The organism is Parvivirga hydrogeniphila (assembly GCF_023371205.1).
Lineage (GTDB): Bacteria > Actinomycetota > Coriobacteriia > Anaerosomatales > Anaerosomataceae > Parvivirga > Parvivirga hydrogeniphila.
Genome location: NZ_JAMCCO010000001.1, coordinates 26,544 through 43,902, shown reverse-complemented (window position 1 = coordinate 43,902; position 17,359 = coordinate 26,544). Strand labels below are relative to the sequence as shown.

General features: G+C 68.7%; 19 protein-coding genes. 18 read left to right on the top strand and 1 reads right to left on the bottom strand.

Annotated features, from left to right (window positions below):
• Positions 1-13: 13 nt before the first annotated feature.
• Complete coding sequence (locus MX659_RS00255; RefSeq protein WP_267191486.1) at positions 14-2,473, bottom strand: ATP-binding protein; 2,460 nt, start codon at positions 2,471-2,473, stop codon at positions 14-16.
• A 148-nt stretch (positions 2,474-2,621) separates the two neighbouring features.
• On the opposite strand from MX659_RS00255, the gene MX659_RS00250 reads away from it, so the two are divergent.
• The 18 genes from MX659_RS00250 to MX659_RS00165 all read left to right on the top strand — a co-directional run bounded on the left by MX659_RS00250 (position 2,622) and on the right by MX659_RS00165 (position 17,348).
• Entirely contained in the window at positions 2,622-4,217 is a 1,596-nt protein-coding gene (locus tag MX659_RS00250) for an ASKHA domain-containing protein (protein WP_267191485.1), read from the top strand.
• Positions 4,218-4,288: 71 nt separating this feature from the next.
• Positions 4,289-5,551: a YedE family putative selenium transporter gene (yedE, locus tag MX659_RS00245; RefSeq protein ID WP_267191484.1), complete on the top strand. Its 1,263-nt coding sequence runs from the start codon at positions 4,289-4,291 to the stop codon at positions 5,549-5,551.
• A gap of 14 nt (positions 5,552-5,565) precedes the next feature.
• Entirely contained in the window at positions 5,566-5,778 is a 213-nt protein-coding gene (locus MX659_RS00240) for a sulfurtransferase TusA family protein (protein WP_267191483.1), read from the top strand.
• Positions 5,778-6,326, top strand: coding sequence for a DUF3343 domain-containing protein (locus tag MX659_RS00235; RefSeq protein WP_267192476.1), 549 nt, complete (start codon positions 5,778-5,780; stop codon positions 6,324-6,326). The genes MX659_RS00240 and MX659_RS00235 overlap by 1 nt, the downstream gene beginning before the upstream one ends.
• The gene (locus MX659_RS00230; RefSeq protein ID WP_267191482.1) at positions 6,323-7,210 is read left to right on the top strand and encodes an NAD(P)H-hydrate dehydratase; all 888 of its coding nucleotides are present in this window, start codon (positions 6,323-6,325) and stop codon (positions 7,208-7,210) included. Before MX659_RS00235 ends, MX659_RS00230 begins: the two co-directional genes overlap by 4 nt.
• Positions 7,200-7,367: a hypothetical protein gene (locus tag MX659_RS00225; RefSeq protein WP_267191481.1), complete on the top strand. Its 168-nt coding sequence runs from the start codon at positions 7,200-7,202 to the stop codon at positions 7,365-7,367. The genes MX659_RS00230 and MX659_RS00225 overlap by 11 nt, the downstream gene beginning before the upstream one ends.
• 115 nt (positions 7,368-7,482) lie before the next feature.
• A complete protein-coding gene (locus MX659_RS00220; protein ID WP_267191480.1) occupies positions 7,483-8,367 on the top strand; it encodes a phosphoribosylaminoimidazolesuccinocarboxamide synthase in 885 nt (294 codons plus the stop codon).
• A gap of 3 nt (positions 8,368-8,370) precedes the next feature.
• Positions 8,371-8,784 (top strand): hypothetical protein, encoded by a 414-nt coding sequence (locus MX659_RS00215; RefSeq protein ID WP_267191479.1) that lies wholly within the window; start codon positions 8,371-8,373, stop codon positions 8,782-8,784.
• Positions 8,781-9,074 (top strand): hypothetical protein, encoded by a 294-nt coding sequence (locus MX659_RS00210; RefSeq protein ID WP_267191478.1) that lies wholly within the window; start codon positions 8,781-8,783, stop codon positions 9,072-9,074. The genes MX659_RS00215 and MX659_RS00210 overlap by 4 nt, the downstream gene beginning before the upstream one ends.
• A 12-nt stretch (positions 9,075-9,086) precedes the next feature.
• Positions 9,087-9,329, top strand: coding sequence for a phosphoribosylformylglycinamidine synthase subunit PurS (gene purS, locus MX659_RS00205; RefSeq protein ID WP_267191477.1), 243 nt, complete (start codon positions 9,087-9,089; stop codon positions 9,327-9,329).
• Between the two features lie 3 nt (positions 9,330-9,332).
• A complete protein-coding gene (gene purQ, locus MX659_RS00200) occupies positions 9,333-10,031 on the top strand; it encodes a phosphoribosylformylglycinamidine synthase subunit PurQ (protein WP_267191476.1) in 699 nt (232 codons plus the stop codon).
• A gap of 1 nt (position 10,032) precedes the next feature.
• Entirely contained in the window at positions 10,033-10,431 is a 399-nt protein-coding gene (locus tag MX659_RS00195) for a hypothetical protein (RefSeq protein WP_267191475.1), read from the top strand.
• A complete protein-coding gene (purL, locus tag MX659_RS00190; protein WP_267191474.1) occupies positions 10,428-12,701 on the top strand; it encodes a phosphoribosylformylglycinamidine synthase subunit PurL in 2,274 nt (757 codons plus the stop codon). Before MX659_RS00195 ends, purL begins: the two co-directional genes overlap by 4 nt.
• 60 nt (positions 12,702-12,761) lie before the next feature.
• Complete coding sequence (gene purF / locus MX659_RS00185; RefSeq protein ID WP_267192475.1) at positions 12,762-14,222, top strand: amidophosphoribosyltransferase; 1,461 nt, start codon at positions 12,762-12,764, stop codon at positions 14,220-14,222.
• Positions 14,219-14,644, top strand: coding sequence for a hypothetical protein (locus tag MX659_RS00180; RefSeq protein ID WP_267191473.1), 426 nt, complete (start codon positions 14,219-14,221; stop codon positions 14,642-14,644). Before purF ends, MX659_RS00180 begins: the two co-directional genes overlap by 4 nt.
• 82 nt (positions 14,645-14,726) lie before the next feature.
• Positions 14,727-15,779, top strand: a complete 1,053-nt coding sequence (gene purM, locus MX659_RS00175) for a phosphoribosylformylglycinamidine cyclo-ligase (protein WP_267191472.1) — start codon at positions 14,727-14,729, stop codon at positions 15,777-15,779.
• Entirely contained in the window at positions 15,772-16,503 is a 732-nt protein-coding gene (purN, locus tag MX659_RS00170; protein ID WP_267191471.1) for a phosphoribosylglycinamide formyltransferase, read from the top strand. Before purM ends, purN begins: the two co-directional genes overlap by 8 nt.
• A 92-nt stretch (positions 16,504-16,595) precedes the next feature.
• Positions 16,596-17,348 (top strand): aminotransferase class IV, encoded by a 753-nt coding sequence (locus MX659_RS00165; protein WP_267191470.1) that lies wholly within the window; start codon positions 16,596-16,598, stop codon positions 17,346-17,348.
• Positions 17,349-17,359: the final 11 nt, after the last annotated feature.

Below are 17,359 nucleotides of genomic sequence, written 5' to 3'. Positions count from 1 at the left end.
CGTCAGGGCCGCCTCACTCCTGGGGCAGCGTGAGCGTGAACGCGGAGCCCTTGCCCACGGTGCTCTTGACGGTAAGGGACCCTCCGAGGGCGCACGCGAGCTGCTTGGCTATCGCGAGACCCAGGCCGGTCCCTTCGCGCGCGCCGCCGTCCTGCAGGCGCACGAAGTCCTGGAAGATGTCGCCGAGGCGCTCCTTCGGGATGCCGGGGCCGGTGTCCTTCACGGTGAACGAGACGGTCCGGTGGCCGTCGCGGGAGACGATCACGGACACAGAGCCGGTGTCGGTGAACTTGACGGCGTTCGTGAGCAGGTTGAGCAGGATCTGCCGGACCCGGGTCTTGTCTGAAGTGAGCGGCGGCACGGGATCGGGGACCTCGCAGGCGAGGGCGAGGCCCTTCGTTTCAGCTGCTGGCCGAATCGTCTCTGTCACGTCGCGCACGAGCTCGGCGACGTCGATGGGCTCGCGTGAGAAGACGACCGCGCCGGCCTCGATACGCGAAAGGTCCAGCAGGTCGTTCACGAGCGTGAGCAGGTGGTGGCCCGATGCGTTCACCATCGAGAGCTGCTTGCGCTGCTCGTCGTTGAGCGGGCCGGCAAGGCCCTGGAGCAGCAGTTCCGTGAATCCGATGATGGAGTTGAGCGGGGTGCGAAGCTCGTGGCTCATCGTGCGCAAGAAGCGGGTCTTGGCCTCATTCGATTCGGCGAGCTCGCGGGTGCGCTGCTCGAGTTCCCGCGCCTGCTCTTCGAGCTGCTCTGCCTGCGCTTCCAGCTCGCGGTTTGCAGCGTTGAGCTGCTCGGTCTGGGCGAGCAGCTCCTCGTTGGCGGCAGCGATCTCCTCGTTCGACGCGGCGAGCTCCTCTGCCTGCGCCTGCAGTTCCTCGTTGGCGGTCTCAAGCTCTTCGGTGCGCTCTTGGACGCGCTGCTCGAGCTCGGCGTTGAGCGCCTCCAGCTCCTCGAGCGCACGAAGCCGCTCGACCTCGTGCCAGGCGGCCTCGAACACCAGAGCGAGCTCGACCGCGTCCTGCTCGTCGTAACCGGAAGCCCTGTTGGCAAGCCCGGCCACTGCGACCGGCGTTCCGTCCACAACGACCGGCACCGCGAGGAAGGTGGAAAGCGGAAGGTGGTGCCGAGGGTGACCGCGCGCTTCAAGCGCCCGGTCCGCGTCCCTATTGATGATGAGCGGCTCACCTGACGCGAGCGGTTCTGCCCAGGCGCCGATCTCTGCGGTGGGGATCCAGTCGATCGAGCGCACATCCGGCGGTCCGGGCTGGACGATGCTGTCGCTCAGCCGGACCTCGGGGCGCATACGGTCGCGCTCCGCGTCGTACCGGTACACCGCACCGGCCGGGCTTCCCGTTCTGTCCATGACTGCGCGGAGGAGGCGCACCAGCAGATCGTGGGTCGAGCTGGGCCTGGATCGCAGAGTCTCCAGCACCGTCGCGAGCCGCTGCGCGTCGACTCTCCGCCTCGCTGCCAGCCACCGGGACCACAGTCCCACGCTGCTGCCCACTATCGTGATCTCGAGCAGGGCGATGACGAGGAGCATGGCGGCCTCCTCGGACCGCCAGGCGGCCAGCGCCTCCGCCCGGTCTACCTTTGCGAGGAGCACCCACGGCGTGCCTTCCAGCTTCTCCGCGAAGGCGATGACCCGGACGCCGCGGTAGTCGCGTCCTTCAAGGATCCCGCTCGCCCCCCATGCAGCGAGGGCCTCCACAGACCCGGACGCGCGGTCGATCGACTTAGAAAGCGGCGGATTGCTCGCGTGACGGAGCGGTGTGAGTATCTGTGCCGCGTCACCGTCGCGCTCGAGAAGCAGGGTCTCTGCGCTTTCGGATGCGGTCGGCCACGTGCCGATCAGCGGATACAGGAAGTCGTCTGCGCGTACGCTCGCAACGAGGAGCGCCGTTGGTCGTCCGGCCGAATACTCGGGGAGGGGTACCACGAAATCGACGTGCGGCGGCTCATCAGGCGAGGAGCGATGGATGGTCGAGAACGCCACTTCCCGCGAAGCCACGGCGCGCTCGATCGCATCCCGAAGCGACGGCGCCACATGGGCGTCTACGGCATACGGTGCAAGGATCGGACGACCCTCAGCATCGGTGATCCGGGCGTCGGTGCACCCGTATCGGACTTTGAACGACGCCAGGTGGTCTTTCACGAGAGCCTCGTCTGCCGCCGTTGCGCTGCCTGATGTGATCGCGGCGACGGCGGACGTGAAGGGCTTCGCGCTCCCTAGAACGGTCAGCGCCTGCCTGTGCATGTCGAGCCACTGGAGGAGTTCCGACACCTTGTACGCAGCCGTGGTCTGGAGCTCTCGCACTACGGAGGCGCGCTCTTGCTCGGATTCTGCCTTGAGTAAGAAGGCTCCCCCGATGAGCGTGACGAGGAATGCTGCGACGACGCTCCACACGAGCCACGCGGGCGGCGTCGCCCTCTGAACGAGAAGCGGGGTCCGGGCCTTGTCGGGGGTCACCACCGTATCCATTCCGTGCGAGAGCGATGCCGGTCGCCATGCACATAGGCGACGATACTATACACCCATTGTCGGCTCTTGATGCGCGTTTCTGGAGCGAGCGGGTAGAATCGCACCACGGCCACGGCGTTTCGAGAGGCGTGCAGGATTGTCGCCACGAGTCGAGTTCCCCCGTCACGGTGTGCACGTGTGCGTCGAGCCGCACGCCACGCTCCTCGCGGCGGCCCGGGCGGCAGGCGTGCCTATCGATGCGCAGTGCAGCGGCGTAGGGACGTGCGGCAGGTGCGTGGTCCGCGCAGAAGGAGCGCTGTCGGCGCCCGCCGAGGAGGAGCTCGCCGTGCTCGGCGTCGATGCGGTCGCGAGCGGGCATCGTCTGGCGTGCCGGGCGCGGGTGCTCGGAGACGTGCGCGTGCACGATGCGGACGTCGCGCCCGTGCGGGCGGTCGCGCACGCGACGGAGGCATCTTTCTGGGAGCCGGACAGCCGAAAGCACCTGGGGGCCGGGTCGCTCGGGCTCGCGTTCGACATCGGCACCACAACGGTCGTGCTCGCGCTGGTCGATTTATCCACCGGCGACGTCGAGGCCACGCGGAGCATGCTGAATGCGCAGTTCCCGTGGGGCGCCGACGTCATGTCGCGCGTCGCTGCCGTCCAGCACGAAGGGCTCGAGGCGCTCCGAGCGCCGCTCGTCGCGCAAGTCGTGCGCCTCGCGAACGCCGTGATGGCCGACGCCGGGGCTCCGGCCTCTGCGGTCTCGGAGCTCGTGATGTGCGGGAACACCGCGATGCGCGGCATCTTCCTCGGCGACGACGTGGGCCCGCTCGGCGCCGCGCCGTACGAAGGGGTGCCGTTGGCGGCGCGCGACGCATCGGGGGCTGAGCTCGGGCTGGCGGGGCTCGAGCACGTCTCGGTGCACGCGCTTCCCTGCGCCTCGGCGTTCATCGGCGCGGACGTCGTCGCCGGCATCGTCGCGACGCGCTTCGCGCTCAGCGAAGGGCCCGCGCTCTTCATCGACCTCGGGACGAATGCGGAGGTCGTGCTGGCGACCGGTTCCGGCCTTCTCGCGGCGTCTGCTGCGGCAGGTCCGGCGCTGGAGGGGGCGGGCACCACGAGCGGCATGCGCGCCGCGCCAGGAGCCATCGAACGCGTGCGTCGGACGGAAGATGGGCTCGAGCTCGACGTCATCGGCGGCGTGCCGCCGCTCGGGTTGTGCGGCTCAGGGACGCTCGATCTGCTTGCGGCTCTGCTGGACGCGGGCGTGCTCGACCCGAGCGGAAGGCTTCAAGCGCCGGGCGGTCCGCTCGATGAGCGAGTGATCGAGCGCGACGGCGTCCGGGCCTTCGTGGTGGACGCCGGCCGTCCGGTCGTCCTCACCCAGAAAGACGTGCGGGCCGTCCAGCTCGCGAAGGGCGCCATACGGGCGGCGATCGAGCTTCTGCTCGACGAGGCCGGCATCAGAGCGGAGCAGGTGGAGCGCGTGGTGGTGGCCGGCGGCTTCGGTCTGCACGCAGACGCGTCCTCGCTGGTGCGCATCGGGATGGTGCCCCACGGCCTCGAGACGCGGTTCTCGTTCGTCGGGAATGCGGCGCTCGAGGGCGCTCGTGCCGCGTGCGTCTCGCGCGCCGCGCGACGCGAGGCGGACCGCGTGGCCGCGAGCATACGCACGCTGGACCTCGCATCGGCACCGCAGTTCCAAGGCGCTTTCGTCCGGGCGCTCGACTTCCCGCCGAAGAACCCGCGCTGATTGTTGACTATTCATCACATTTATAGATAGCATCACTCCAAGCGCAGTCATCGACTGAATGGGGTGGTGCCATGTCTGGAAGGCGCATGGTAGGGCCGTCTGCGTGGGTCTTCGGCGCGGCCGGGGCGTTCATCGGCGTCGTCGCGGCCTGGCTCGTGAGCCAGGGCAACCCGGGGAACATGGGTCTGTGCATCGCGTGCTTCCTGCGCGATACGGTCGGCTTCTTCGGCGGGACCAAGGCCAACATGGGGGCGGTCGCCTACATCCGGCCGGAGATCGTCGGTCTGATGCTGGGTGCGATGGCCGCCTCCCTCGCCACGAAGGAGTTCCGGCCTCGTGGCGGATCCAGCACGCCGCTTCGATTCGTGCTCGGATTCATCTTCATGACCTCGGCGCTCATCTTCTTGGGCTGCACCGTCAGGGCGTGGCTGCGGCTGGCCGGCGGCGACCTCAACGCCGTCTACGGCATCCTCGGGATCATCGTCGGGGTCACCGTGGGCGCTCTGTTCTTGAAGAGCGGCTACAACCTCGGTAGGTCCGTGAAGCTGCCTGCGCCCGTGGGATGGCTTGGACCCGTGCTCGCAATCGTGCTGCTGGCTCTCGCGCTCGCATCGTCCTCGGGCTCCGCTCCGATGGGCTTCACCGTCACCAAGGCAAAGGCGTTCGCGACGGGCACGACGCCCCCCGCCGTCTTCTTGAAAGGCCCTGATGGCAAACCGGCGACGATTCTCAAGCCGGAAGGTGCCACGCTTGCCGAAGACGGCTCGGTCGTAGGTGCCGATGGCGCAGTCGTCGCGTCTGCGGAGGCAGTGGCGAAGGCCAAGCCGCAGCCAGGCGGCAAGCGTGCACCGCTGTACATCGCGCTCGTTGCCGGTCTCGTCCTCGGCGTCGTGGCGCAGCGAAGCCGCTTCTGCTCCATCGGCGGCATCCGTGATGTCGTGCTGGTGCGGCGCTTCGACCTGCTCTTCGGCGTGATCGGCCTGCTCGTCGGCGCGTTCGTTGCCAACCTCGTGCTCGGCCAGTTCAATCTCGGCTTCGAGAACCAGCCTATCGCGCACACCGACGCGCTCGGCAACTTCGCGGCGATGACTGTGGCCGGCCTCGCTGCTGTCATGCTCGGTGGATGCCCGTTCCGGCAGGTCATCATGTCCGGCGAGGGCGATGCCGACGCGTTCGCGGCCGTCCTGGGCATGATGGGAGGCGCGCTGTTCGCGCACTGGTACGGCATCGCGTCCTCACCGAAGGGGCTGTCGCAGTACGGATGGCCGGCGCTCGCTGTCATGGCAGTCGTTCTCGTCGCCATCGCGCTCATCAAGCGCGAGCGGACGGCGTGAGGGAGGAGGCGCACATGGTCGAGGTCGATGTCAGAGGATTCTCGTGCCCGGTCCCGCTGATGCGCACGAAGAAGGCGCTCGAGGCAGAGCCGGAGGCGATCACCGTGCTCGTGGACAGCGGGACGGCGAAGGCGAATGTCGTGAACCTGCTCAAGGACAGCTCGTACGACGTAGCGATCGAGGAGACTGCCGAGGGCTGGACGATCATCGGCAAGAAGTCGTCGTGATGCTCTTCCGGAAGAAAGACCGCAGGGAGGCCCCGGACGCCCACGAGGCGTCCGGGCTCTTCCTGTTCGACCAAGTCCCGGACGCGTTGTGGGCGGAGCGCGTCTTGAAAAGAGCGGGGTACGACTACGCGCTCGTTGCGCCCCCGCACCACCTGCGGGCCGGCTGCGATCTCGCCGTCGCGGTGCCGCGCGTCGAGCACGTGGGCGCCGAGCGTCTGCTGCGCGAGTCAGGCGTGCCCGTGCGGGGCTGGGTCGACGATCCAGGCTCGTCGGCCGCACCTGTCGACCTCGTGACGACTGTGGACTTCGGAGACCACCTCATGGTGCGTGCGGGCAACATGAAGATCGTCGTCGACAAGAACACGCTGGTGATCGTCAACACCTCCGGCGGCGGCTGCCCTGACATCCCGTACCTCAACGTGGAGCTGGTCGGCAGGCGCTTGGACGAGGCTCCGCGACCGAAGTCGCTGGGGTATACGCTGTGCGGGCTGATGCTCGACCGCGCGTACGAAGAGGCGTGCGCTCTTCTAGGGGTGGAGCCGGCATGACGCTTCTCGTGGTCGCGACGTATCCGGTCGAAGGCGGTCCGCTGGTGCTCGGGCCAGCGTTCCTCGAAACCGACGGTTCGCTTCGCGTGGGCGATGCAGCCGTCCCGCATGCCCAGGGCACGGCCGCGATGCTCGGGGCGGCGTGCGCAGCGTCGCGCTACCTCGGGACTTCCGCGCCCTGGGCGCTCATCGCGGGCGACATCGGACGCGGCGACGGCACGCGCGCAGTCTTCAATGCTCTGCCAGCAGCGCTCGCGCAGGCGCGGCCGTCTGTCGTCGCGTTCCACTACCTGCAGCCGATCATGGCCCTCATGCGCGAGGCGGTCGGCGCGGTCGAGCGCGAGGCGCCTGGAGCGCTCTTGGTCGCGGACGCTGGGGGGATGTACGCCGCGAAGGCGGCGGGGCTCGCGTCTCGCTTCGAGCTGATGACGCCGGACGTCGGCGAGCTCGGCTTCCTGGCAGACCCTGCGGCCACACACCCTGCATACGTCTCGCACTATCTCTTCGGCACGGACGGGTTCGACCCCGTGAAGCTCAGCGGCCTGGCGCACGAGCGGGGCGGCGCAGCGCGCGTGCTCATCGTCAAGGGTGAGATCGACCACATAGCCGAGCAAGGCGAAGTCGTGGCGACCGTCGCTGAGCCCCTGGTCCCGGCCCTCGAGGCGATAGGCGGGACGGGCGACACGCTTGCAGGGCTGGCCTCCGCATTCTTGGCGGCGGGGTTCCCGACGCTGGACGCCGCCGTGTGCGCGGCGCGCGCGAACCGCGAGGCGGGTCGGGTCATGGGCGCTACGCCGGCGATGCGGGCCCGCGACCTCGTGGCCGCTCTGCCTGACGTGCTGCGCGACAACCTCTGCGCGTGGAGCGGTGCCTGTGCTCTGTGACGCCAGGTTTGGGCGGGCCTCCTTCCAGGGCCTGCGCGTCATCCGGCTGAAAGGCCGGTTGCACCTCCAAGTCCACAAGGCCGTCGCGTTCGTGCTCGCCGCCGCCGCGGTGTTCCACGCTCTCGCGGGGCTCGCCTTCTTAGGCGTGATCGGCTGAGGCACCGAACCAAGCAGTCGTTCGTCTCGCTGTCCGCTCCTGACGGCGGCGCCTCCTTGCCCTACAATGCGATGTGCGCACGACGCGCGATCTGGAGGGCATCGAAAGGGGCACCATGCAGCTGCCGGGTCTGACTCCCGATGCGCAGGGCAAGGTACGAGACATCTTCGATCTGGGCGATGAGCTGCTCATCGTCGCCACCGACCGCATCAGTGCGTTCGACGTCGTGCTGCCTGACCCGATCCCGTACAAGGGCGAGGTGCTCACGAAGATCTCGCTCTTCTGGTTCGACCACCTGAAAGACGTCGTTGCCAGCCACCTCATCTCCGCGGACGTGCGCGACCTGCCCGAGCAGTACGCGGAGTACGCTGAGGCGCTCAAAGGCCGCATGATGCTGGTTCGCAAGGCGCAGGTGTTCCCCGTGGAGTGCATCGTCCGGGGCTACCTGGCCGGTTCTGGCTGGAACGAGTATCGCGAGCACGGCACGGTGTGCGGGCAGAAGCTCCCGGCCGGCCTCGTGGAGTCCGACCGGCTGCCGGAGCCGATCTTCACGCCGTCGACGAAGGCCGCCATCGGCGAGCACGACGAGAACATCTCGTTCGAGCGGATGTGCGAGATCATCGGCGAGGAGCACGCCACGCGCCTGCGCGACGTCTCGCTCGAACTGTACTCGCGGGCAGCTGAGCACGCGCGCTCGTGCGGCATCATCATCGCGGACACGAAGTTCGAGTTCGGGCTCATCGATGGCGAGGTCGCCCTGATCGACGAGGTCCTCACGCCGGACTCGTCGCGCTTCTGGCCAGCGGACTCCTACGAGCCCGGCCACGGCCAGCCGAGCTTCGACAAGCAGTTCGTGCGTGACTGGCTGGAGGCGAGCGGCTGGGACAAGAAGCCGCCCGCGCCGTCGCTGCCAGAAGACGTCATCGTGATGACTGCCGAGAAGTACGTCGAGGCGTACGAAGCGATCACGGGCGAGCCGTTCGTCCCCGAGAACGAGTGAGAGATGGCCAGACGAAGCCCGCTCAACCCGCGCTACCAGAAGCATGCGAAGGTCGGTTCGACCAAGCGCAGCGCGTCGTCGCTCAAGCCTAAGCGAGAGGCGGGCTCTGCCACGAGCACTGTCTCGGCCGCGCCGAAGCAGGCGGCCGAGAAGAAGAGCGCGATACCGGCTCTCCCGACATCGCCTGAGATCCAGCGGTGGCGCCGGGTGTGGTGGGCGCTGTTCGCCGTGATGGTGGCGACCGCCGCCGTGAGCTACCTCCCGTCGCTCCGTCACGACGTCACTGCGCAGCGCGTGGGGATGGCCGTGCTTACTGCGGCGTTCTTTCCCGCGATGTACATCGAGCTCGTGGTCATCCGCCGCTTGCGCAACGACCTCATCAAGCAGCAGAAGAGCCAGAAGAAGGACAAGAAGTGAGCCTGAACGACCTGCCGCGGCACGTCCGCGCGCACGTGTACCTCACCTGGGCGGGGATGGGGCTCTCGGCGCTCGGCATCCTCGGGTTCTTCCTGTCGTTCAACGACGTTGCCGGGCCATCGCGCTGGGCGGTCGGCGTGCACCGCGACATCCCGTGGGGCGCGTACTCGGCCATCTTCGCATGGATCGCCGGGCTCATCATCACGTGGTACGGCAGGAAGCGGATCGACGCGGCCGTGCGCGCACGCAAGCGCGAGCTTGCTGACGCGGCGCGTGTGGACCTCGACTGAAGGGAAGCGGCAGTGGCCAGGTTCGACGTGTATGTGACGTACAAGAAGGGCATCTTCGACCCGCCGGGGGCGACTGCCGAGCGTGCGTTGCAGCACCTGGGCTACGACGAGGTCCGCTCGGTGCGGATCGGCAAGTACGTGCAGCTCGAGGTGGCCGACGGCACCAGCGAGGACCGGGTGCGCGAGATGTGCGAGAAGCTGCTGGCGAACCCGGTGATCGAGGACTTCCGCATCGTGCGCGTCGAGGAGGCGTAAGCGGTGCGGTTCGGCATCGTCGTCTTCCCCGGCTCCAACTGCGAGCAAGACGTCAAGCACGCGCTCGACGTCCTCGGGCTCGAGTCCCGCTACGTGTGGCACGGCGAGCAGGACCTCACCGGCCTGGACGCCGTCGTGCTGCCGGGCGGGTTCTCGTACGGCGACTACATCCGCTGCGGCGCGGTGGCGCGGTTCTCGCCGGTGATGAGCGAGGTCGTGCGGTTCGCGGAGCGCGGCGGCCCGGTCCTCGGGATCTGCAACGGGTTCCAGATCCTCACCGAGGCGCACCTGTTGCCGGGCGCTCTTCTGCGCAACCGGGGGCTGAAGTTCATCTGCAAGGAGGTCGCTCTGCGGGTCGAGCCGAGCGTCTGCGCATGGATGGACGCTGAGCCGGGACGCGTGCTTCGCATCCCTATCAACCACAACGAGGGCAACTACGTCTGCGATCCCGAGACGCTCGAGCGACTCAACGGCAACGGCCAGGTGGTGATGCGGTACTGCGAGCCGGATGGCACACGCGCGCCGGGCGGGAGCGCCCCGAACGGAGCGCTCGACGACATCGCCGGCATCTGCAACGAGCGCGGGAACGTGTTCGGCCTCATGCCGCATCCGGAGCGCGCAGTGGATCCGGTCACGGGCGGCACTGACGGTCGCGTGGTCTTCGAGTCGATCGTACGGCGCATGGCAGCGATCGGAGGCTGACATGTCGGTAACCATGACAGGACCGCTCGCGGCCTTCCTGCAAGGGCTAGCGTTCGCGCTGGTGGTGGGGTCGCTCTTCGTGATCGTGCATGCGCTTGGGCGCCGCGTCGAGCGGTGGCGGTGGCCATGGGTCCGCTGGGCGTGGGTGGTGCTCGCGGCCGAGTACGTTCTTTCGTTCGCGGCGCTGTTCATCTTCAAGGACCGAGACGTCGTGCTGACGGTGTTCGGCGTGTCGTACGTGACGGCGATCGTCGTCGTGGTCGCGTACCTGCTGCGCGTGGTGTTCCCGCCTCCCAAGCGCGACGACGGGTCGCCCTCTGAGCCTGGTGCCGTCGGGACCCCCGTGGCGCCGGCCGGGTCCGGCGCTGAGGCGCGCGACCTTCCCGAGGAGGACCTGTGATCCGCGAGGACCTGACGCCCGAGCTGGCCCCGAAGCTCGCTGTGGAGCTCGGTCTGAAGCCCGCAGAGTACGACCGCATCGTCGAGATCCTCGGGCGCACGCCGACGGTGACCGAGCTGTACATGTACTCGCTCATGTGGAGCGAGCACTGCTCGTACAAGCACTCCCGGCGCGTGCTCAAGCTGTTCCCGACAGAAGGCGAGCACGTCTTGCAGGGTCCCGGCGAGAACGCCGGTGTCATCTCGGTAGGCGACGGCTGGGCGGTCGCGTTCAAGATGGAGTCGCACAACCATCCGAGCGCCATCGAACCGTACCAGGGCGCCGCGACGGGCGTCGGCGGCATCATCCGCGACATCTTCACGATGGGGGCGCGTCCGATCGCCTCGCTGGACTCGCTGCGGTTCGGGCCGCTCGAGAAGCCGAGGCAGCGCTACCTGTTCGAGGGCGCCGTGGCCGGGATCGGCGGGTACGGCAACTGCATCGGCGTGCCCACCGTCGGCGGGGAGGTCTACTTCGAGGAGGCCTACGAGGGCAACTGCCTCATCAACGCGATGGCCGTCGGCCTCATGCGCGAGGAGCGCCTCACCCGCGCGGTGGCGGCAGGGCCAGGCAACCTGCTCCTGCTCATCGGCTCGACCACGGGTCGCGACGGCATCGGCGGCGCGAGCGTGCTTGCGAGCCAGGAGTTCGACGAGCGCGCCGAGGAGAAGCGACCGAGCGTCCAGGTGGGCGACCCGTTCGAGGAGAAGCTGCTCATCGAAGCGTGCCTGGAGCTTCTCGATCGCAAGCTCCTCGTCGCGCTCGGCGACCTGGGCGCGGCCGGGCTCACCTCGAGCGCAAGCGAGATGGCCTCGCGCGGTGGGGTGGGGCTTGAGATCGACGTGACGAAGGTGCCGCAGCGAGAAGAGGCGATGAAGCCGTTCGAGATCATGGTGTCCGAGTCGCAGGAGCGGATGCTCGCCGTCGTCACGCCTCAGAACCTCGCGGCTGCGCAGGCCGTCTGCGACAGGTGGGGGCTGCGCTCGACCGTGATCGGCCAGGTCACCGACACCGGGCGGTTCGTCGTGCGCGAGGGCGGCGCCGTGGTGGCCGACGTGCCTGCGGACTCGCTGGCTGGCGACGCACCCGTGTACGACCCGCCCGCCGAGCGGCCTGCGTACCTCGACAGGGTGCAGTCATTCGACTGGCACACAGTGCCGCACCCGGACTGCGGCTACCTGCTCGAAGACGCGTTCCTGGCCGTGCTGGCAAGCCCGAACGTATGCTCGAAGCGCTGGATCTGGGAGCAGTACGACCACCAGGTCATGCTGAACACAGCTGTGCTGCCCGGATCGGACGCGGCGGTCGTGCGCATCGGCGACACGGGCCGCGGCGAGATGACGCGGCGGGCGATCGCGCTGTCTTCGGACTGCAACGGGCGCTACTGCTACCTCGATCCGTACCTCGGAGCGCAGATCGCGTTCGCTGAGGCGGCGCGCAACGTTGCGTGCGCGGGTGCCGTCCCGGTGGCGATCACGGATTGCCTGAACTTCGGCAACCCCGAGAAGCCTGAGGTCTTCTGGACGTTCCGTGAAGCGGTGCGCGGTCTTGCGGACGCCTGCCGGTTCTTCGGCGTGCCGGTCGTATCGGGGAATGTGAGCTTCTACAACGAGAGCTTCGGTAACGCCATCTACCCGACGCCGACGGTGGGCATGGTGGGGCTGCTCGACGACGTGGAGAAGCGGTGCACGATGGCGTTCAAGCGCGAAGGCGACGTCGTGGTGCTCATCGGCGAGACCGACGACGATCTCGGCGGGAGCGAGTATCTGAAAGTCGTGCACGACGTGGTGGCCGGCCGCCCGCCCGCGCTCGACCTCGCATTGGAGCGCGACGTGCAGGCGACGGTCATCGAGGCGATTCGCGGAGGCATCGTGAACGCCGCGCACGACTGCTCGGAAGGCGGCCTGGGGATCGCGCTCGCCGAGTGCTGCCTTGCCGGGAGCATCGGTGCGAACGTCTACCTCCCTGACGACCTGCCGCCCGCCGTCGCGCTGTTCTCGGAGACGCAGAGCCGCATCGTCGTCACCTGCGCTCCCGAGCAGACAGACGGGCTCATCGAGATCTGCGACCGGCACGAGGTTCCGTTCTCGGTGCTCGGCACGGTCGGTGGCGACGCGCTCGTCTTCGACGAGGAGACGCGCTTCCCGCTCGAGCGTCTGCGCGAGGCGCACGAGCGCACGCTGGAGCGGTTCGTCGGCACCGCCGAGGCGGTCGCTGGGCTGACGGAGTGAGCCGTCCGTGAGCGTGGTATGCTACGCGCGTCCGGCTCCGGCAACGAGGTCCACGCGAGCATGACCGGCCACCTGCTCCCACCCACCACCGTCGCGGAACGGCCCGACCGTCCCGAGGAAGCGTGCGGCGTCTTCGGCGTCTACGCTCCTGGCGAGGACGTGGCGCGGCTGACGTACTTCGGGCTGCACGCGCTGCAGCACCGCGGGCAGGAGTCTGCTGGCATCGCGGTAGGCGACGGGCACACGCTCACGGTGGTGAAGAACCTCGGCCTCGTCCCGCAGGTCTTCAAGGAAAGCGACCTGGCGACGCTGCAAGGCCACGTCGCCATCGGCCACACGCGGTACTCGACGACCGGCGCGAGCTCCAAGTGGGAGAACGCGCAGCCGATGCTCTCGTCGATCGGGCCGAACACGATCGCGCTGGCGCACAACGGCAATCTGGTGAACACCCTCGAGCTCCGCCAGCAGCTCAAAGGCGCCGGCTTCCGTTTCCGCTCGACGACCGACTCGGAAGTGATCGCGTCGCTCGTCGACCACTTCACCCAGCGGCACAACTCCATCAGGGGCGGAATCCGCGAGACGATGCAGCTCATCTCTGGCGCCTACTCGGTGGTGCTGATGACCGAAGAGGCGCTGTACGCGTTCCGCGATCCGCACGGCGTGCGTCCGCTCGCCTTGGGGAGCCTCGCAGGCGGCGGATGGGTGGTCGCCTCCGAGACGTGCGCGCTCGACATCGTGGGCGCGGCGTGGGTGCGCGACGTACGCCCCGGGGAGATGATCAAGGTCGGGGCGCGGGGGCTTCAGAGCGAGCAGGCGGTTCCCGAGTCGCGCCATGCGCTGTGCATGTTCGAGTTCGTGTACTTCGCGCGTCCCGACAGCGTGCTTCTCGACTGCTCGCTCTACGAGGCGAGGATGCGGATGGGCGAGGCGATGGCGCGCACGGCTCCGGCCGACGCTGACCTGGTGATCGGCGTGCCGGACACAGGGGGTCCTGCCGCCGTCGGCTTCGCGAAGGCGAGCGGCATCCCATACGCAGAAGGGCTCGTCAAGAACCGGTACGTTGGCCGCACGTTCATCTCGCCGACGCAATCGCTCCGCCAGCAGGGCATCCGGCTCAAGCTGAACCCGCTCAAGCACGTGATCGAAGGCAAGCGGCTCGTCGTCGTCGACGATTCCATCGTGCGCGGCAACACCACCAGGCAGCTCGTCGCGTTGCTCAAAGATGCTGGCGCGAGCGAGGTGCACATGCGCATCACCTCTCCGCCGGTGAAGTGGCCGTGCTTCTACGGCATCGACACCGACACGCAAGAGCAGCTCATCGCGTCCGACCACACCGTCGAGGAGATCCGAGCACACATCGGCGCGGACTCGCTCGCGTACCTGTCTGTCGAGGACATGGTGGCGGCGACAGGGCGCCCCGCAGGCGAGTACTGCCTCGCGTGCTTCACCGGCGAGTACCCGATCGAGATCCCCGAGTCGGTCCGTCGCGGGAAGTTCCGCATCGAGGCGCCGGTGAGATGACAGACGCGGGCGTGCTCGCGGGCGCGGTGGCGGAAGGCGGGCGCCTCGCGCTCGCGTACAACCCGCTCGCGTCCGCGCTTGCGGCCGTCGGCGCCGGTCTTCTGGCGGGCTTTCGCGGCGCTCGGCGCTGGCACGGTGCGCTGGCGGCCGTCACCGTGCTCGGGGGCTGGGCGCTGGGGGACGGTGCCGCGGTCGCCGGAGCGCTCGCCGCGGCGTCTGCACGCGCACATCCTGTGGCGGAGCCCATGCTCGCAATCGGCGTGTGGGCTTCAGGGGGCCTCGTGATCGGGTACGCCATGCCGGCCGCGGTCGGTGTCTTCGTCGGGCGGCGGGTGTTCTTCGGCACCGGCAGGCTCGCGGCGGCAAGCGTCGGGCTGGGGACGGCGCTCGCGCTCGCGGTGGTGATGCGTGCGGCAGGGTGAGGAACCCGGCCGAGTGGACGGCGGTGCTCGCTCTCGCCTGCGCGTCGGGTAGAATGATGGTTCCAGGCGGAGGAGGAGCACCGTGGCCGACGAGCAGCGCCCCATCACCTATCGCGACGCCGGTGTCGACATCGACGAAGGCGCGCGTGCCGTCGAGCGCATCCGCGCGCACGTGCGCTCGACCTATCGGCCCGAGGTCATCGGCGACATCGGCGGCTTCGGTGGCATGTTCTCGGCGGCCGCCTTCAAGGACATGGACGACCCGGTGCTCGTGAGCAGCACCGACGGTGTCGGCACCAAGCTCAAGGTGGCGCAGCTGCTCGACCGTCACGACACGGTCGGCATCGACCTGGTGGCGATGTGCGTTAACGACGTGCTCGCGGTGGGTGCGGAGCCGCTGTTCTTCTTGGACTACATCGCGATCGGCTCGCTTTCCGCGCAGAAGGTGGAAGCGATCGTCAGCGGCATCGCAGAGGGATGCCGCCAGGCCGGTTGCGCGCTGATCGGCGGGGAGATGGCCGAGCATCCTGGCACGATGGCGCCTGACGACTACGATCTTTCTGGCTTCTGCGTGGGTGTCGTCGATCGGGGCGCCGCGGTCACCGGGGAGAGCATCGCGCCGGGCGACGTCGTGCTCGGCATCGCGTCGAGCGGGCTGCACTCCAACGGCTACTCGCTCGTGCGCAAGGCGCTCGTCGAAGGCGCAGAGGGCGCGCTCGAGCTTCCGAACGCGGCGCTCGGCGGCGGCACGCTCGCGGACGCGCTCCTTCAGCCGACCCGCATCTACGTCCGGCCGGTGTTGGACGCGCTGCGTGCGGTCGGCGGCATCAAGGGCATGGCGCACATCACGGGCGGCGGCATCACGGAGAACCTCGCGCGTGTGCTTCCCGGAGGATTCGAAGCGCGGGTCGTGCTGGGATCGTGGCGCGTCCCGGGAATCTTCTCGCTCGTGCAGCGGGCGGCGGCCCTGCCGGACGACGAGATGCTCCGGACCTTCAACATGGGCGTGGGGTTCGCGCTGGTGTGCGACGAGCGCCGCGCTGCCGAGGTGGCGGCGCGTCTGACCGCGTCTGGCGAGCGCGTGTTCGAGATAGGCACCATCGTGGAAGGCGAGGGCGGTGTGAGCTATGTCTGATCTCGCAGAGGAGCCGGTGCTGGACGAAGAGGTCTTCTCGCTGCTCGAGGAGGAGCCGCCTCCGCGGCGCCTGCGCGTCGGGGTTCTGATCTCGGGAAGCGGCACGAACCTGCAGGCGCTGATCGATGCGAGCGCGTCGGGCTACCTGGACGCGAAGATCGCCGTGGTGGTCTCCAACAAGCACGACGCCTTCGGCCTTGAGCGTGCCCGCCGCGCCGGCGTGCCCGCCGTGGTCGTGGACCGCGCGCGGTACGACAGCAGCTTTGCGTACAACGCTGCGATCGCGGACGTTCTGAAGGAGCACGGCGTCGATCTCGTGGTGATGGCGGGGTACATGCGCTTGCTCGGCAAAGAGGTGCTCGCGGCGTTCCCTAACCGCGTGATGAACCTGCACCCGTCGCTTCTGCCTGCCTTCGCGGGCGCCTCGGGCATCAAAGACGCCTTCGAGTACGGTGTGAAGGTCACCGGCGTCACCGTGCACTTCGCAGACGAGCACCTCGACCACGGGCCGATCATCTGCCAGGAGCCTGTCCGTGTGGAGGAAGGCGACACGCTAGAGACGCTCGAGGCGAAGATCCACGAGGTCGAGCACCGGCTGATCGTCGAGGCGGTGCGGTTGTTCGAGCAGGGACGGCTGCTCATCGAGGGCCGCAGGGTGCGCGTGCTGCCTGAGCCTGACGAGGGTTCCGGCGGCAGGTCTCACATAGGTTTAGATTCCGTTTAGATGTCCGTGTCACGCTTCGTCCATCGGGGACGTGTCGCGGTGAGAGGGGGCGCTGCGGCCGTCCCTCCTTCGTGCGCACGGCGGTGGTGCCGATGAACGTGCGCATCGACGTTCCCCGAGATGCCGTGACCGGCCACTGGCCTACCGTCGCGCTGCGCGAGACCTGTCGCGTCGCGCTTGACCGGTCGGTGCCGCTCTGGCCGTACCACCGTCGGCGGCTCGCAGCAGGCGGATGCAGCGACCCGGTGCTTGCCGCGGTCGAGAGCGCCGCAAAAAGCGCGCTTGCCAAGCTCCCGGACGGCATCTCCAGCCGGACGCGGCTGACCGCTCTCGTGGATCCGAACGCCGGCGTGTCGGTGGTGGTGCAGCGCCGGCTGAGCTCGCTCGATGCGCCGACCGGCATCGTGGGCGTCCCGGTTGTGGTTGCCGAGGCTCCCACGCTGCCGCGCGGCGCGGCGAAGCCGGCGGACCGCACGCCGTGGGACGATGCACAGCGCGCGGCGGTGGCTGCCGGAGGCAACCAGGCGATCCTCGTGACGCCGGACGGCAGCGTCATCGACGGCGGTACCGCCGCGATCATCGTCCGCACCGGCAGCGTGGCGCTCGCTCCGCTGTCGCCGCCCGCGACTGCGAGCGTCGCGCTGGCGTGGGCCCTGGACCACGCCGCCCGCCTCGGCGTCAGCATCCGTCAGGCGCCGTTGTCGCTCGCGCAGCTTGAGGAGGCCGACGAGGTGGTGTACCTGAACGCGTTCGGCGGCGCCCGCGCCGATCGCCGCGGCGAGCGTTCGCTCGCGTGCGCCATCCAAGCGGAGCTCGACCGGTTCTGGCTTCCCCGGCGCGGGTAAGATAAAAGGTA

Excerpts from the sequence above, each read along its gene's own strand:
- MX659_RS00195 (WP_267191475.1), top strand. The coding sequence starts at position 10,033 with ATGTCGGTAACCATGACAGGACCGCTCGCGGCCTTCCTGCAAGGGCTA.
- MX659_RS00180 (WP_267191473.1), top strand. The coding sequence starts at position 14,219 with ATGACAGACGCGGGCGTGCTCGCGGGCGCGGTGGCGGAAGGCGGGCGC.
- yedE (WP_267191484.1), top strand. The coding sequence starts at position 4,289 with ATGTCTGGAAGGCGCATGGTAGGGCCGTCTGCGTGGGTCTTCGGCGCG.
- MX659_RS00220 (WP_267191480.1), top strand. The coding sequence starts at position 7,483 with ATGCAGCTGCCGGGTCTGACTCCCGATGCGCAGGGCAAGGTACGAGAC.
- MX659_RS00215 (WP_267191479.1), top strand. The coding sequence starts at position 8,371 with ATGGCCAGACGAAGCCCGCTCAACCCGCGCTACCAGAAGCATGCGAAG.
- MX659_RS00235 (WP_267192476.1), top strand. The coding sequence starts at position 5,778 with ATGCTCTTCCGGAAGAAAGACCGCAGGGAGGCCCCGGACGCCCACGAG.
- purF (WP_267192475.1), top strand. The coding sequence starts at position 12,762 with ATGACCGGCCACCTGCTCCCACCCACCACCGTCGCGGAACGGCCCGAC.
- MX659_RS00240 (WP_267191483.1), top strand. The coding sequence starts at position 5,566 with ATGGTCGAGGTCGATGTCAGAGGATTCTCGTGCCCGGTCCCGCTGATG.
- MX659_RS00230 (WP_267191482.1), top strand. The coding sequence starts at position 6,323 with ATGACGCTTCTCGTGGTCGCGACGTATCCGGTCGAAGGCGGTCCGCTG.
- MX659_RS00165 (WP_267191470.1), top strand. The coding sequence starts at position 16,596 with ATGAACGTGCGCATCGACGTTCCCCGAGATGCCGTGACCGGCCACTGG.
- purN (WP_267191471.1), top strand. The coding sequence starts at position 15,772 with ATGTCTGATCTCGCAGAGGAGCCGGTGCTGGACGAAGAGGTCTTCTCG.